The 14,929-nt window shown below is 69.9% G+C and carries 12 protein-coding genes; 6 read left to right on the top strand and 6 right to left on the bottom strand.

The window, feature by feature from the left end; genetic code table 11:
- Window positions 1-4: 4 nt before the first annotated feature.
- The 4 genes from AB0B91_RS47995 to AB0B91_RS47980 are packed head-to-tail and all read right to left on the bottom strand — an operon-like array spanning window position 5 to window position 3,537.
- The gene (locus AB0B91_RS47995; RefSeq protein WP_358335951.1) at window positions 5-1,279 is read right to left on the bottom strand and encodes an MFS transporter; all 1,275 of its coding nucleotides are present in this window, start codon (window positions 1,277-1,279) and stop codon (window positions 5-7) included.
- Window positions 1,276-2,208: an ornithine carbamoyltransferase gene (locus tag AB0B91_RS47990; protein WP_358335948.1), complete on the bottom strand. Its 933-nt coding sequence runs from the start codon at window positions 2,206-2,208 to the stop codon at window positions 1,276-1,278. Before AB0B91_RS47990 ends, AB0B91_RS47995 begins: the two co-directional genes overlap by 4 nt.
- Before the next feature lie 13 nt (window positions 2,209-2,221).
- Window positions 2,222-2,458, bottom strand: a complete 237-nt coding sequence (locus tag AB0B91_RS47985) for an MbtH family NRPS accessory protein (RefSeq protein WP_358335945.1) — start codon at window positions 2,456-2,458, stop codon at window positions 2,222-2,224.
- A gap of 38 nt (window positions 2,459-2,496) precedes the next feature.
- Window positions 2,497-3,537 (bottom strand): ornithine cyclodeaminase family protein, encoded by a 1,041-nt coding sequence (locus AB0B91_RS47980; protein WP_358335942.1) that lies wholly within the window; start codon window positions 3,535-3,537, stop codon window positions 2,497-2,499.
- A gap of 142 nt (window positions 3,538-3,679) precedes the next feature.
- On the opposite strand from AB0B91_RS47980, the gene AB0B91_RS47975 reads away from it, so the two are divergent.
- Together AB0B91_RS47975 and AB0B91_RS47970 are read left to right on the top strand one after the other, a co-directional pair.
- Complete coding sequence (locus AB0B91_RS47975; RefSeq protein ID WP_358335939.1) at window positions 3,680-3,844, top strand: hypothetical protein; 165 nt, start codon at window positions 3,680-3,682, stop codon at window positions 3,842-3,844.
- A gap of 48 nt (window positions 3,845-3,892) precedes the next feature.
- A complete protein-coding gene (locus AB0B91_RS47970) occupies window positions 3,893-5,296 on the top strand; it encodes a cation:proton antiporter (RefSeq protein WP_358335936.1) in 1,404 nt (467 codons plus the stop codon).
- 10 nt (window positions 5,297-5,306) lie between these two features.
- Here the strand turns inward: AB0B91_RS47970 and AB0B91_RS47965 are convergent, their stop codons facing one another.
- Both AB0B91_RS47965 and AB0B91_RS47960 read right to left on the bottom strand, forming a co-directional pair.
- Complete coding sequence (locus AB0B91_RS47965) at window positions 5,307-8,345, bottom strand: tetratricopeptide repeat protein (protein ID WP_358335933.1); 3,039 nt, start codon at window positions 8,343-8,345, stop codon at window positions 5,307-5,309.
- A 236-nt stretch (window positions 8,346-8,581) separates the two neighbouring features.
- Window positions 8,582-9,397, bottom strand: coding sequence for a hypothetical protein (locus AB0B91_RS47960; RefSeq protein WP_358335930.1), 816 nt, complete (start codon window positions 9,395-9,397; stop codon window positions 8,582-8,584).
- A 292-nt stretch (window positions 9,398-9,689) separates the two neighbouring features.
- On the opposite strand from AB0B91_RS47960, the gene AB0B91_RS47955 reads away from it, so the two are divergent.
- From AB0B91_RS47955 to AB0B91_RS47940, 4 genes are all read left to right on the top strand, one after another.
- On the top strand, window positions 9,690-9,926 hold the full coding sequence (locus tag AB0B91_RS47955) for a hypothetical protein (RefSeq protein ID WP_358335927.1): 237 nt from the start codon (window positions 9,690-9,692) through the stop codon (window positions 9,924-9,926).
- A 707-nt stretch (window positions 9,927-10,633) separates the two neighbouring features.
- Window positions 10,634-12,625, top strand: a complete 1,992-nt coding sequence (locus AB0B91_RS47950; RefSeq protein WP_358335924.1) for an FHA domain-containing protein — start codon at window positions 10,634-10,636, stop codon at window positions 12,623-12,625.
- 571 nt (window positions 12,626-13,196) lie between these two features.
- On the top strand, window positions 13,197-13,571 hold the full coding sequence (locus tag AB0B91_RS47945; protein WP_358335921.1) for a hypothetical protein: 375 nt from the start codon (window positions 13,197-13,199) through the stop codon (window positions 13,569-13,571).
- Between the two features lie 824 nt (window positions 13,572-14,395).
- Window positions 14,396-14,827 (top strand): hypothetical protein, encoded by a 432-nt coding sequence (locus tag AB0B91_RS47940; RefSeq protein WP_358335918.1) that lies wholly within the window; start codon window positions 14,396-14,398, stop codon window positions 14,825-14,827.
- Window positions 14,828-14,929: the final 102 nt, after the last annotated feature.

The raw sequence follows: 14,929 nt of genomic DNA, 5'->3' as shown, positions 1-14,929 counted from the left end.
TGTCTTACCTCTCGAGGTCACCGCTCGGCTGCAGCGAGCGGTCGGGAACGGGTTCCGGGCCGACATCCAGTTCGGGGGCCCGGCGGATGGCGGGGGTGAGGGTGACGACGGCCGCGACGACGGCCATGACACCCGCGAGGGTGAGCGCGGCGCCGGTGACGCCGATGCCGTCGAGCAGCCATCCGGCCAGCAGCGACCCCAGGGGCAGCACGCCGAAGGCGAGCGTCCCGATGGCGCTGCCGACCCGGCCGAGCAGGTGCTCCGGCGTGATCCGCAGCTGGTACGCGGCGACGGCGACGTTCCACACGGGCCCGACGAAACACAGCACGCCGAACACCAGCCCGAGCGCGAGCGGCCCGTCGACGACGGCGATGAGCGGCATGAGGGCGGCCCACAGCCAGTTCGCGCCGATGACGACGGCTTTCATGGACAACAGGCGGGTGATCTTGGAGGCGGCGAGCGACCCGGCGACGCCACCGGCGCCCGCGCCCAGGAACAGCAGCCCGATCGCGCCGGGTGAGGCCCCGTCGCCGGTGGCGGCCACGATGACGATCAGACTGAGACTCTGGAACAGCAGGTTGCTGGCGGCGATGGCGAGCACGGCCGAGCGCAGGAACGGCTGCCGCCACAGCCAGGCGATCCCGGCGCGCAGCTCCCCCAGCGGATTCGGCGCGGGCGCCGCCCCCGCGTCCGGGGCGGCGCGGAAGGTACCGCGCAACGCCAGCGACGTCACGATCGAGACCAGGTACGTGACCAGGTCGAACGCGAACGGCAGCCACCGTGCGAGCCCGAACAGCGCGCCCCCGACGGGCTGGCCGAGCAGCAGTGCGCCACGGATCCGGGCCTCGTTGGCCGACAGCGCCTCGGGCAGCTGTTCCTCGGCCACGACGTGCCGGATGGCGGCCTGCTCGGCGAGCTGGTGGCCGACGGTGAGCACGCCTTCGACGAACGCGACCGCGACGAGCTGGGCCAGCGGCGGCCGGCCGGCGGTGAGCGCGACCACCACGCTGCCCAGCGCCAGGAACCGGCCTATGTCGCAGAAGACCATCACGGCCCGCCGGTCGAGCCGGTCCACCAGGACGCCGGCGGGCAGTTGCGCCAGCAGGTACGGCAGTCCGGCGGCGAACCCGACGACGCCCGCCTCGGTGGCCGAGCCGCCTAGGGCCAGCACGAGCAGCGGCATGGCGATGGCCGAGGCGTGCGAGCCGAGCGCGGAGGCGGCGCCGCCGATCCAGAGCAGCCGGTAGGAGCGGTTGCGGCGCAGCGGGGCGGCGCTCACCGGTCCGGCCCCAGCAGGCACCATTCGAGCACCGCCAGCGCGCCGGCCAGCTTCCCCTCGGCCTGCTCGAACGCGATGCTGTCGGATCCGTCGAGCACCTCGGCGTCGACCTCCTCGCCGCGGTGGGCGGGCAGGTCGTGCATGAAGATCCCCTGCGGGTGGGCGGCCATCACCTCGGCCGTCACCCGGAACGGCGCGAACACGTCGCGCCAGTCAGGGTCGGGCTTGGTCGTGCCGGTCGTCTGCCAACGGGTGGTGTAGACGATGTCGCACGGCTTCATCGGCGTGGTCATGTCGTGCTCGACGGCGAGGAATCCGCCGCGGGCCTCGATGCCGCGCCGGGCCGCCGCCAGCACCGCGGGGTCCAGGCCGTAGCCGGGCGGGGTACGCAGGTGCAGCTCGACGCTGCCGTAGTGGGCGAGCGCTAGGGCGAGCGCGGCGGCGGTGTTGTTGCCCTCCCCGATGTACGTCAGCCGCAGCCCGTCCACGCTGCCGAAGCGGCGGTGGATGGTGGCCAGGTCGGCGAGCGCCTGGGTGGGGTGCTCGCCGGCGCTCATGGCGTTGATCACGGCCATCCGGTCCTGGGCGGCGAACGCGCGCATCTCCGCGTCGCTGCCGGCGGTCCGGGCCACCAGGGCGTCGAGCATGCCGGACAGCACGCGGGTGGTGTCGGCCACCGACTCGCCGGTGTTCTCCTGCAGGTCGGCGGGGCCGTAGGCGATGATGTCGGCGCCGAGCAGCTGCGCGGCGCGGGAGAAGGCGGTGCGGGTCCTGGTGGAGGTACGGCGGAAGTAGACGCCGACCGTGCGGCCGGACAGCGGCCGGTCGCAGCGGTGGTGCCCGGAGCCGTACCACGCGCCGCGCTCGACGATCCGGCGCACGTCGCCGGAGCCGAGGCCGGCCATGGAGATCAGGTGTCTGACGGACATGGCGGCGGCCTCCTCACGCGACCGTGTCGCCGACGGCGGCGGCTGCCGCCATGCGCTCGCGCAGGCTCTTGGGGCGCATGTCGGTCCACACCTGGCCGATGTGGGCCAGGCAGGCGTCGCGGGTGCCCTCGACACCCTCGGCGTACCAGCCGGCGGGCAGCTCCTTGCCGGCGGGCCAGATCGAGTACTGCTCCTCGTCGTTCAGCACGACCCGGTAGGTGCGGCCGTCGTCGATCTCGTCGTTGCTCATGATCGTTCTCCCATCGGTTCTGTCGGGTTGGGGGTGGGTCATCGGGGCAGGGCGATGCCGCGGCCTTCGCGCATCGCGATCCGGTACACCTCGGTGGCCAGCGCGATGTCCTCGATCGCCAGGCCGAAGGGGTTGACCAGGATGACGTCGTCGGGGTGGTAGCGGCCCGGGTGCCGGCCGGCGAACACCTCGCCCAGCTCGGCGTCCACGCGGCGGACGCCGTCGCCCGCGTGTTCGCCGGGGCCGACCACGCGGCCGGCCCGATGCATGCGGCCGAGCAGGCGGTGCTCGTCGTCGCGGACCAGGGCCCAGTCGTCGACCAGCAGGGTGCCCGCCTCGATCACCACGTCAGGCAGGACGTCGTCGAGGGAGACGTTCACCACGACGCAGCCCTTGCTGAGCCAGTCGTAGGCGATGTAGCCCTCGGTGGTCGTGGTGGCGGGGATGACCAGGTCGGCGCCGAGCACGGCCTCGCGGGCCGTGTCGGCCAGGGAGATGCGGATTCCGTACGCGCGCAGCAGGGCGTCCACCTCGTCCGCGAGGGCGGCGGCCCGGCGCGGGTCCCGGTCGTGCAGCACGATGGCGGCGGTCCCGGGCAGCGATCGGGCCAGCAGCTCGATGTGCGTACGGGCGATGGCGCCGGCGCCGATGACGCCGACGGTGATGACCTTCTGCGGCAGCAGCGCCTGGGCGCTGGCCACGGTCACGCTCGCGGTCCTGAGGGCGCTGATGTGGGCGGAGGCCATGACGCAGCGGATGCGCGCGGTCTGGCGGTCGAAGAGCATGGTCAGGCCGCTGGCTCGGGGCAGCCCGCGTTCTGGGTTGTCCAGGCAGCCGTTGATGATCTTCGTACCGGCCATCTCGAACGGACCGCCGACGTAGCCGGGCATGTTCAGGCTGCGGGCGGCCGCGCCGGAGGGGCTGGTCCAGCCGAGATAGGCCTCGGCCGGCAAGGTGGTCCTCCCCTCGGCCTGCAGGACGAGGGCCTCGCGCACGATCTTGACGGGGTCGAGGCGCTGGCAGGCCCACCTGGTCTCTTCCTCGGTGAGGTACCAGAGTGCGGTGGCGTCGTTGTTCACGTCGGTAAGTGTGCGAACGCCGCCTATCGGGCGGGCTTCGTGCCGCTAAGCGAGCGGACTTAGCGAGGGCTTAGTGCCACGAAAGCCCAGGGCGGTTGACTATGGCGCAGAGCAGATCTCCAAGACCACGAAAGCAGGCGTCATGCTCAAGCGGCTGATCACCCTCGCCATCATCGCTGCCTCCCTCGCGCTGCCGGCCGTCGCGCTCGCCTCCGGGACGCACACCGCGCCCGCCGTCCACGTGGTCGCCAACGGCCCCGGCGACGACGTCAACACCCACTGGGGCTGGGACCCGACCGGGTCCTGACGACGCCCCTGCTCATCCCCCCGTACCTCGTCACTCATCGGAGCCGACATGTCCGTGCGACTCGACGACGGGCCAGAGCTGACCTCCCCGATCGTCCGCCCGCGATCACTGCGGGTGATCGCCGTCTACCTGGCGCTGGTGGTGGTGCCCGTCGCCCTCATCTGGTTCACCCTCCGGCACGGCCTCTCCGCCCCGGGGCGGCCGTCCGGCGGGGTGGCCGCCCCCAGCGTCCCCGACGTCTTCCCCAGGCTGCTGGTCGCCGTGCCGGTGATCCTGGCCGCCTGCCACCTGTGCGGCCGCCTGTTCCGGCGGCTCGCGCAGCCCCCCGTCATCGGCGAGATCATCGCCGGTGTGCTGCTCGGCCCGTCCGTGCTGGGCGCCCTGTGGCCTGCCGGGTACGGCACCCTGTTCCCGCCCGGTCTGGTCGCGACGCTGTCCACGCTGTCGCAGATCGGCCTGATCTTCTTCATGTTCCTCGTCGGCTACGAGCTCGACCTGGGCCTGGTCCGGCAGCGCAGCTACACCGCCGCGGTGATCAGCCACGTCAGCATCGTGGTGCCGTTCCTGTGCGGGGTGCTGCTGGCGCTCGCGCTGTACCCGGCGCTCGGCTCCGGCGGGGCCGGGCAGTTGGCGTTCACGCTGTTCTTCGGCATCTCGATGAGCATCACCGCGTTCCCGGTGCTGGCCAGGATCCTGTCCGACCGGGGCATGACCCGTTCGCCGGTCGGTGTGATGTCGCTGACCTGCGCGGCCGTGGACGACGTCACGGCCTGGTGCGTGCTGGCCGCCGTGGTGGCGGTCACCCGCAGCGCCGCCGCGGACGTCGCGCTGGTCACGGCGGGGCTGTCGGCGGGCTTCTTCGCGGTGATGGCGTTCGGGGTCCGGCCGCTGCTGCGACGGCTGCTCGGCCCCGGCGGCCTGCTGCCCGAGGCGGCCGTACTGCCGGTGGCGCTGGCCGGCGTGATGCTGTCGGCGCTGGCCACCGACGCGATCGGGATTCACTCGATCTTCGGCGCCTTCCTGTTCGGCGCGATCATGCCGCGTGGGTCCCTGCCGGTGCAGCGGGCCGCCGGGCAGCTGCACGGTCTCACGGTGACGCTGCTGCTGCCGCTGTTCTTCGTCTACACCGGCCTGCACACCGAGTTCGGGCTGCTCGGCGCCGACGCGCGGCTGTGGGGGTGGTGCCTGCTCATCACCGCGGTCGCGGTGCTGGCCAAGGCCGGCGGCTCGACGACGGCCGCCCGCGTCTCGGGCATCGGCTGGCGTGACTCGCTGTCGCTGGGCGTGCTGATGAACTGCCGGGGGCTGACCGAGCTGGTGGTGCTGAACATCGGGATGTCCATGGGCGTGATCAGCCCGACCGTGTTCACCATGCTGGTGTTCATGACGCTGGTCTCCACCGTGATGACGGCGCCCTGCCTCGACCTGCTGCGCCGCCTCAGGCGCGACTGACAGCGGCTGGTCAACCCGTGGTGCGCGGCGGGGCCCCGGCGGGTGTGCCAGGGACCACGACCGGCTGGCGCAGCGCCAGCCGGTCGCGCAGGCCGTCGGCCTCGACCGAGTCCAGGCCGGCCAGCAGCGCCCAAGCGGCGCGAGCGGCTTCTTCCGCCGCGTGCGCCCCCTCCGCCGAGGCCAGCCCGTCGCTCGCCTCGGCCAGCCCGACCAGCGCCCGGGCCTCGAACGGCGGCAGGCGCAGACTGCGGAAGACCTCCACCGCCTGGCCCAGCCGCGCGACCGCCTCTTCGAACCTGCCGCGGGCCAGCGCCAGCTCGCCCAGCTCGTGCCGGACCCGGCCCTCGACCAACCGCTCCCCCACCCGCACGGCCAGGGCCAGCGACTGCTCCAGGATCATGTGCGCCTGGTCGTGGCGGCCCTCGCGGACGTAGACCTGGCCGAGCCCGTACAGCATGTACGCCTCGCCGATGTGGTCGGCACCGTCCCTGACGATGCGCAGCGCCAGCGTGAACGACCCGCCGGCCCGATCGATCTGGCCCTGCCGCAGGGCGCTCTCGCCGAGCCGGTAGAGCACCTGCGCCTCCGAGCGGCGGCTGCCCACGTCCCTGGAGATCTTCAGGGCCCGCTCCAGGTACGTCTCCGCCTCGGCGTACTCGCCGCCGTCGAGCAGGGATCGCGCCAGGTTGCTCAGCACGTGCGCCTCGCTGGTGCGGTCTCCGACGAGCTGGAAGACCTCCAGCGCCTCGCCGTACCGGCGGATGGCCTGCTTGGTGTCGCCGCGCAGCGAGTCGACGTAGGCGAGGTTACGCAGCACCAGCGCCCACCCGTGTGGCTCGTTCTGCTCCTTGAACAGCCGCAGCGCGGGTTCGAGCGCCTCCAGGGCGGCGTCCGGCTCAAGCTGGAAGATGCGCAGGCTGCCCAGGGAGTACAGCATGGCGGCCACGCCGCGCGGGTTGGCCTTCCTGCGCACCACGCCGAGCGCCAGCTCTGTGGTGGAGCGCCAGTCGTCGAAGTAGCTCCTGGCCTCGAACAGTGTCTCGGCGGCCAGTGCCAGGTCCCAGCAGAGCTCGTCGAACCCGAGCTGCGCGGACTGCCGGACGCCCGCGACCAGGGCGGCGCGCTCGCCGTCCAGCCAGTTCATCGGGTGTGGCGAGAGCCGTTCGAGCAGCGCGGGCGGCGGCGACCACCGGGTCTCGCCGCTGTGCAGGATGGTGTAGTCGCCGCCGTACTCGCGGCGGTGCGCCTCCTTGGCCAGCGCGAGCCAGGCCGACAGAGCGCGGCGCAGGCTCGCGCCGCGGTCGGCGGCGCTGTCCTCGGCCAGCGCCCGGTCGCGGGCGAACGTCCTGATGAGGTCGTGGAAGCGGTAGCGGGGCGCGCTCTTGGCCGGGCCGGCGCCGGCGTCCACGAGCTGGGCGTCGACCAGCGCCTCCAGGAGGTCCTCGGCCTCGGCCGGATCCTCGTCGAGCAGGCAGGCGCCCACCCAGCCGGGGAAGTCCGGGGTCTCCAGCAGCGACAGCAGGCGCAGCAGCCGCTTGGCCGGGCCGGGCAGGCCCTGATAGCTGACCTCGATGCTGGCCCGGATGCCGAGGTCTCCGTGCTCCAGCTCGTCGAGCCTGCGGTTCTCGTCACGCAGCCGGTCGGCGAGCCGGCTCAGCTGCCAGTGCGGACGGGAGGCGAGTTTGGCCCCGGCGATGCGGACGGCCAGCGGCAGGTGCCCGCACAGCTCGGCGAGGGCAGCGGCCTGCTCGGGCTCGTCCCGGACGCGCTGCTCGCCGAGGATGCGTTCCAGCAGGATGACCGCCCGGCCGCTCTCCAGGACGCCCAGCTCGATGCGGCGGGCGCCGGGCAGGCCGGTCAGCCGGGTGCGGCTGGTGACCACCACGGCGCAGCCGGAGCTGCCCGGCAGCAGCGGCGTCACCTGCGACTCGCTCATCACGTCGTCGAGCAGCACCAGCATGCGCCGCTCGCCGAGCCGGCTGCGGTATATCTCGGCCCGCTCGTCGAGGGTGTCGGGGATGGCGGAGCCGTCCACGCCCAGGCCGCGCAGGAAGCGTTCCAGAATCTCCAGCGCTGACGCGGGCCGGCCGCTGCCGCCGCGCAGATCGGCGAAGAGCTGCCCGTCGGGGAAGTGCTCGCGCACGTCGTGGGCCACCTGCACGGCCAGGGTGGTCTTGCCGACGCCGCCCCGGCCGCTGATGACGATGGTCGGCACGGTGCCCGACGCCTCGCCGCCGTCCGGACCGGTCAGGACGTCCACGATGTCGGCGAACGCACCGGTGCGCCCGGTGAAGTCGCCGATCGCGGCGGGCAGTTGGCGCGGGATGACCTGGACGGCCGCCATGGGCGTGTCGCGGGGCGCGGCGGGCGGCTGCTCGGCGACCGCCTCGTCGCCGACGTCGCCGTCGCCGCGCAGGATGGCCTGCTCCAGCCGGCGCAGTTCGTCGCCGGGTTCGATGCCCAGCTCCTCGACCAGCGTCGCGCGGGCCATACGGTACGTCTCCAGCGCCTCGGCCTGCCGTCCGGACCGGTAGAGGGCGATCATGAGGTGGGCGTAGAGGCGTTCCCTGAGCGGGTGGTCGCGGACCAGGACGGTGAGGTCGCCGATGAGGTTGGCGTGGTGGCCGAGCGACAGCTCCAGGCGCAGCCACTCCTCGACGGCGGCCAGGCGGCGCTCCTGGAGCTGCAGCGCGCCGCCGCGGATGATCCGGCCCTGGAGGCCGTCGAGCGCGGCGCCGTACCAGAGGCCGAGCGCGGACTGCAGCGCGGTCACCGCCTCCTGCGGTTTTCCGGCTTCGACCAGGGAATACGACTGCGCGATGAATTCTTCGAACTGATGGGCGTCAATATTCTCAACAGGGATATTCAACATATAACCCGGCGGCCTGGTGCTGATGACGTCGGTCAGCCCCAATGCGGAAAATGTCCGGCGGAGCCCCGAGACGCATATGTGGATCTGCACCCTGGCCGTGCTCGGCGGCTCATCGTCCCAGATGGCGTCCAGCAGGCGGTCCACGGAGATGACCCGGTTCGGCTCCAGGGCGAGCATCGCCAGAATGATCTGCGGACGTGCTCCAGTGATTGGTATTCGGCGTCCCTCTGCCAGTACCTCTAATGGCCCCAGGATCCGAATATGCATTGGCACCCCTACAACCCGCTATTGGACGCTCTCTCGTATATATCCCATTTTCATCATGATGTCTGCGGATATGGGACTGCCGAAACGGCGGCGGTCCGAGCGGGAGGCGGCGGGCCTCCCGCCCGGACCGGGCGGCGGTGGGATGATCAGTCGAGGTAGACGGCGTCGGTGGTCTCGTAGGTCTTCTCGCTCAGCAGGTCGGAGACGCCGGAGTAGGTGAGGTTCACGATCGAACGGGTGATGCCTTCCGTCTGGATGGGCATCGTACGGTGCAGGGTGGTGTCGGTCTTGAAGAAGTACGACTCACCGCTCTCGTGGTGGTAGGTACGGATCGGGCCCTGCGTCAGGCACCGGTTCACGGCCGGGTCCTGCTTGTTCCACGGCGTGTGCGGCACGCACTGGAGCAGGCCGCCGTGCTCGGGTGCGGGCGCCTCGGAGATGAAGATCCAGGCGAACTCATGGTCGCCCCAGTGCCAGCCGTGTGTGTCGCCCACCTGGGTCTGGTGGGTGCCGGTGATCTGCTCGTCCGGGTAGGTGCAGTCGAACACCGGGGCCCCGGCGATGTCGCTGAGCAGCCCGCGGAACGCCGGCACGTGATAGAGCGCGGTGAACAGCGTGCTGTGCGAGGCGAACAGCGAGTTCGGCAGGCTGCCCAGCCGCCGCGGCGTGTTACCGGTCACGGCCACGCGGATGTCGATGCGGCGGGTGTTGGCCGCCGTCAGCATGGTCGTCTCCTCCTGGAGGCGGCGTACCATCTCGTCGGGCAGCAGCCCGGTCATCCGCGCGTAGTGCTCGCGTGAGTACTGCACCGCGGCCCTCTCCACCGCGTCCGCGCGAGTGCTCAGGTGCTTGGACAGCAGCGTGTCCAGCTCCTCGACCACGTCGTTCCGTACGGTCGCCGGCGGCCGGTTGCCGGCCTCGAGAAGGTTGGTCGCGGCGCTCTCGGGTGTCAGGGTCTGCATGTTCTCTCCTTGTCGGTCGCGGCGAACGCTGATGCGCTTACGGCGGTGGCGTCAGGTTCGAAGCTCGGACCGAGCCTCGCCCGGCCGGCTATCGCTGCCCTTTCACCGCGGCATCGCGCCGATAAGGCAGGCGCGAACCGCGACCTTTTCGAAGCCGGCCCCTTCCCCCCGACACCGCCTGCTCTGCCGCACAAGGTCAAGGAAGTCCCGCAACGTGCCACGGCTTACTCTTTCGGCAGAGATCTGATCGACCTGGGTGAGGCTTGTCCTTGCTGCGGTGCGCCCAGATGATATGGCCGACATGCTCGTTCTTGGTGAACCCGACGACGCCCCGACAATCCCGCCGGAAACTGTGCCCTCGACGTTCGCGGTCGGCGATGCGGTGATGCTGGCCGATGGGCCCTTCGCTTCGCTCCCGGGCACGGTCAGGGGGATCGACGTCGACGGGCGCATGCTTACCGCGGCCCTTTCGATCTTCGGACGCGACCACGACATCGAGGTGCCCTTTCACCAGGTCGGGAAGCTGTAGGGAACATCCGCGAGTGGCCAGGCGCCGCACCGATGGCACGGCGCGGACTCCCCGGCTGGTTCCTTCCGGGTGCGGCCAGGGTGGCAATTGCCGGACAGACGTTGCCGGCGGGCGGATGATGGCCAGGTGGAGCAGCGGCGGCTGATCCCAAGGCCACTCCGAGAACCCCCGGCCCCCTTTCCTCTCCGAGGGACGCTGTTGGCGAATTGATCAAAGACTGGCTATGAGGGAATCCGCTCACCCTCTGGGCCGGCATCGGACCTCACCTCGGCTGCGACGCCACGGCTTCGCAGCCGGGTGTGCAGAAACTCCATCTCCGCCAGCGTCCCGACCAAGCCGGTGTCAGCACGTAAGTCCGACAGCCGCTTCTAGGAAGACGCGGTCAGTCCGGCGATCCACCCGCAGATGGCACACCCGAAGCAATCGATCGACGAGTACCGCCGAGCCGCCCAGCTCGGTCGGAGATGCCCAGCTCAACCCCGCGCGCGAGGCGAACGCTCGAAGATCTCGGGTTCGATGAAGAGCACATCGGGCCAACGGTCGGCATCCCCCGACCCGGGTGAAATTGAGATGATCCGCAAAACCGGGACACACATCGCCGACCGAGGCGATATGCGTACTTCTCACTTACGCGTCTGCTTTTGGTCGCACATGATGGACGTGGACTCATCGATGACTAGATCTCTTGTCACGATAAGGAAGGCATCATGCCCCCTGCCATCGTCGGACACGACGGCCCCCTCACCGACCGCCGCTTCCCGCTCGGTGACACGCCGACCACCTTCGGCCGCAGGCAAGACTGCAGCGTGGTGCTCTCCAGCGAACGAGCTTCGCGCCGCCACGCCGAGATACGCTACGAGGCAGGGCGTTACATCCTGCACGACCTGGGAAGCCGCAACGGAACGCTGGTCAACGGCAGGCGCGTCACCTCACAGGTGCTCCAACCGGGCGACCTGATCACGATCGGCGAAGAGCAGTTCCGCTTCCTGCCCTCCGACGACGTCGCGACGATCCACGGCGCGTCCCCGCTGCCGCAGGCGAGCGGACCCGCCCCGCCGGTCAATCCGGGGCCGGTACTCCAGGTGACCGTTTCCGGCGGTGGGCCCGTCGGGCTGAGCTTCGCGCTCCTCCTGGAGCACCTCATGGGCTCACGGGTCGTCGTCACCGTCTACGACGGCCGCTGGACCCAGAACGGTTCTCAGGTCACGTGGAAGGGGCAAGATCAGGGCAATGTACGGCGCCAGCAGGTCGTCACGGTTCAGAGCCGCCAGTACATGAACCTCCCCGGCCCGGTGCAGGCTCGGCTGTTCAAGCCCGGGGCGTACTCCGAGATGTGGCCGCCCGGCCCCGACTCCATCCGAGGACACGCCCCGCGCAACCTCCGCATCGCCTACATCGAGGACACGCTCCTGGAGATGGCCGGCGAGAAGTTCGACCGCATCCGGCTCGTCCCCACCCGCTTCAATCCCGACGAGCATGGCGACAGCGCAAAGCAGGATCATGTGCTCGCCATCTGCGAGGGTGGCCGTTCGCGCACGCGGGAGCATTTCACCGGCAAGTTCGGCACCGCCGACAGCTCGATCTACTCCCTGAACGGCAAGCACCTGCAGGATGTCGTGCTGGGCTTACGCGTCAAGTCCGACCTGCCTGACGCCATGTCGGTCCTGCTGACCGTAGCCCAGAACCGCTACCTGCTCAACGCCCTGGGCGGCGAGGGTTTCCTCAACATGCGACTCACCGACGAGGAGGCCGAGGAGGTCATCGGCATCGATCCCGTCCGTCGCGTGTTCGAGGAGTGTGTCGCCGCCAACCCGTGCATGATGGACCGTACCGACGACGGCGACTTCCACTGCTCCACTCACGGCACCTTGTTCCTGCCCGCCCTGATCAAAGGGTCTGCCCTGTGGCGGCGGGTGCAGGAAGGGCTGGCGATGTTCGGCGTGGCGGAGTACAACCTCAGCGCCGTCACCGCCTTCCGGCTCGACATGGTGCAGCGGCCGCGCTTCACCGCGCGCCTGCACGCCCCGACGTCCGCCACCCCGGGCACCTACGGCTTCCTGCTCGGCGACGCCGCCAACGCCATCCACTTCTGGCCGGGTCGCGGGCTCAACAGCGGGCTGGCCTCGGCCATCTCTCTGGCCCGGTCGCTCAGCCAGGCCTGGCGCGGGCGGGCCTTCCGCGACGCGGACTTCATCCGCCACGAGGCAGCCATGGCGATGCTCCAGTACCGGCACAAGAGCCGTGCCTGGCAGGCGATGGTCACGACCGACGAGGACGGCGTCACCCGTGCCATCAAGGACAACATCACCAAGGGCTGCGCCGACGCGCAGGCCGCTCCGAGTTCCGACGCGCAGGTCGCGGCGGACATCGACACACTGATGAACCGGCTCGGGATCATCCGGGGCCGTCTGTCACAGCGCGTCTCCGGCCTGCCCGACGACGCCGCCCTGCGTGCCCACTTCGGCCGACTGTCGGCTGAGACCTTGCGCATCCTGGTCATCAGCGACGCGTGGGACACAGTGGTCATGGGCGGTGAAGAGGTCGACATCGACATCTTCTACCGCGAGGAGCCCGCGTCCGCTCCGGGTGGAGAACCTGTGTGGGCTCCACGACTCGCCAGCGAGCGTGAACAGCACACCAGGCTGATCTCCAGACCGACAAGCCGATCGCCACAGCCAACGGCACAGGCCCCCCGATAGATCCCAGCGCAGAGCCCCTTGTCCGCTGGGCGGAAGGGCCCAGGGCACCGAGCAGCCCAGCCTGGGTCGGCTGGGATCATGTTTCGTAATCTTGTCCACCGTGTACGCCATCACCCGGCGCCTGCTTTCTTTGCCCGCACTGCTGCTACGCCGCGACGTCTCCAAGGAGGCGGAACTGCTGGTACTCCGACACCAGAACGCGGTCCTACGCCGCCAGGTCCCACGGGTGCGGTACGAACCAGCTGACCGCTTGTGGCTGGCGGCTCTCTCGCACCTGGTGCCCCGCCAAAGCTGGGGGAAGATCTTCCCGATAACCGCGACCGTTTCCTGGTCGCGAGCATGCGCGGGAGGTATTCCACCCATGAGCAAGCTCGCTGTGATGAGCTCTTGCGCGGCTGAGACCGCTTCCCGAACAGTGGCGGCCGCCCATTTTCAGAGGATTTGAAGGGAGAGCCCAGAAGATCGGCACGGCACTAGCATGAGCGCCATGCATCCACCCGCGCCACACACTCCATGGAGCCAGCCACCCCGGCCCGTTCCCTCCGGGGCGCGAGCGCATCTGGTCATCGACGTGAAACGGCACTGGCTCGGCGCCCTGCTGGCCTTGATCACGCCCAAAATCATCCTCAACGGTCATGTGATGCTGGGCCGATGGGGGCGCAACACGATCCCGCTTCCTCCCGGTCAGCACCACCTTCACGTCCACCTGCCCTACTTCCTCCCGGCACGGATAGGCCCCGCGGATCTGACGATCTGGCTCCAGCCCGGGATGGCGCTCGAACTTGAATACCGCGCTCCCCTGTGGGCCTACTCCCGAGGCGCCCTCGGCACCGCCCCCCAGCCGTGGAACGGGAAGGGCTGCATGATCACCCTGTTAGCGATCCCGGCCGCCGCGCTGGTGCTCCTGCTGATTCTGATCGTCGTCGCGATACTGTCCTACGGCTGAAGCGTTCGCCTGTGGCAAGAGCGTGAGCCGGCCTATGGCAGACCGTTTGCCCGAGCATCGGCCATGGCGGCAGGCCTGGACCGGAAGGCCTCTGCGCTGAAAGCGATTCGAGTTCTTGAGCCCCACAGGGTCGCCGGCCATAGCGCAGCGAATCCCTCTGATGTCAACTCCGTACAGGCCCTGGCACCGGACGACCAACACCGCGCCGCAGGTGAAAGCGCTGTGCGATGTGCTCAACGTGGCTTGATCGAAGCGATATGTCCGGCAAATGCCCGGCTGATGGCCTGGCCTGAACCGCTTGGGCTGTACAAGCTTTGAAGGCATGCGATCAGGGCTTGTCGATATCTTCCCTATGCTCCGTTGGCGGCCTACACTCGCCGGGCGGCTCGCCTCCTGCTCGCCGCGGTCTTGCTCATAGTCGTCGGCTTGCTCCAGTGACCATCGACAAGCTGCCTGCCAACCCGCGCGTCCAGGTCCGCGTGGACGACGCTATCGCCGCGTTGCTTGCAGACCGTCACAACCGGACGCACTCCGAGAGTACTCATGTGCAGGCCAAGCACGAGCTGGGCATGTGGCGCGACGCGCTCGCCACCATACTGCGCCGCATCCGCCTCACCCTCGACCAAGCGCGTACGACAGGAAGTGGGAGATCGACGAGCAGGCCCAGCTCGACTATCTGGACAGGCTGCCCCTGATCGCCGATCACGCCGTGCTGACCGCGATAGGCCGCTGGCGGGAGTCACAGAGCCGAGAACCGGGCGTGGACGCTACCGAGGCGTTCGCCCGGGTGGGGATCCGGATCACCGACCGTGAGGAGAGACCTCGTGATAGCTGAGCTGCCTTTTTTTATCTGGCTGATCTTCGCCCTAGCCCTGCTTGGTGTCGGCGGGTGGGTCAGAGACCTGGTCAGCCGCGTCCTTGAGCACCGGCGGGAGTTGGCGTTAGAGAAGACCAAGGCGGGCCAGCCGCCGGAGCCGGTGTGCGGGTGCGGCCACCACATCGCCTTTCATGAGCCCTCGACCGGGCAGTGCCATTCCCAGGTGCGGGTGGTGACGAAGTGGATGCGCAACCCCAGCTTCGGCGAGGACGACGGCAAGCCCGAAGAGATCGCGATGGAGTGGGAATCGCAGCAGTGCCCGTGCCGCCGCTACTCCGGTCCGGAGCCGCTGACCACCCTTTATGCGCCTGAGTTGTCACCTGACGCGGTGCGGGAGATCGACAGCGCCAAGCCGTCCGAGCCGGAGATTCAGCGGTGACCGTGCGGCTGTGGCCTCATCACGATGACGCCGTCCGCGCCGCCTGAAGTGATGGTGCGGACGGCGTTGCACTCTTGCCTTCCGTGGATTCGATGTAGGGCC

It is taken from the genome of Nonomuraea sp. NPDC049141 (genome assembly GCF_040648415.1).
GTDB lineage: Bacteria > Actinomycetota > Actinomycetes > Streptosporangiales > Streptosporangiaceae > Nonomuraea.
This window is presented reverse-complemented; position numbering and strand designations above follow the sequence as displayed.

What these genes read in the sequence shown, in the direction of transcription:
- AB0B91_RS47990 (WP_358335948.1), bottom strand. Translation starts at nt 2,208, where the DNA reads ATGTCCGTCAGACACCTGATCTCCATGGCCGGCCTCGGCTCCGGCGAC.
- AB0B91_RS47970 (WP_358335936.1), top strand. Translation starts at nt 3,893, where the DNA reads ATGTCCGTGCGACTCGACGACGGGCCAGAGCTGACCTCCCCGATCGTC.
- AB0B91_RS47975 (WP_358335939.1), top strand. Translation starts at nt 3,680, where the DNA reads ATGCTCAAGCGGCTGATCACCCTCGCCATCATCGCTGCCTCCCTCGCG.
- AB0B91_RS47960 (WP_358335930.1), bottom strand. Translation starts at nt 9,397, where the DNA reads ATGCAGACCCTGACACCCGAGAGCGCCGCGACCAACCTTCTCGAGGCC.
- AB0B91_RS47955 (WP_358335927.1), top strand. Translation starts at nt 9,690, where the DNA reads ATGGCCGACATGCTCGTTCTTGGTGAACCCGACGACGCCCCGACAATC.
- AB0B91_RS47985 (WP_358335945.1), bottom strand. Translation starts at nt 2,458, where the DNA reads ATGAGCAACGACGAGATCGACGACGGCCGCACCTACCGGGTCGTGCTG.
- AB0B91_RS47950 (WP_358335924.1), top strand. Translation starts at nt 10,634, where the DNA reads ATGCCCCCTGCCATCGTCGGACACGACGGCCCCCTCACCGACCGCCGC.
- AB0B91_RS47965 (WP_358335933.1), bottom strand. Translation starts at nt 8,345, where the DNA reads ATGCTCGCCCTGGAGCCGAACCGGGTCATCTCCGTGGACCGCCTGCTG.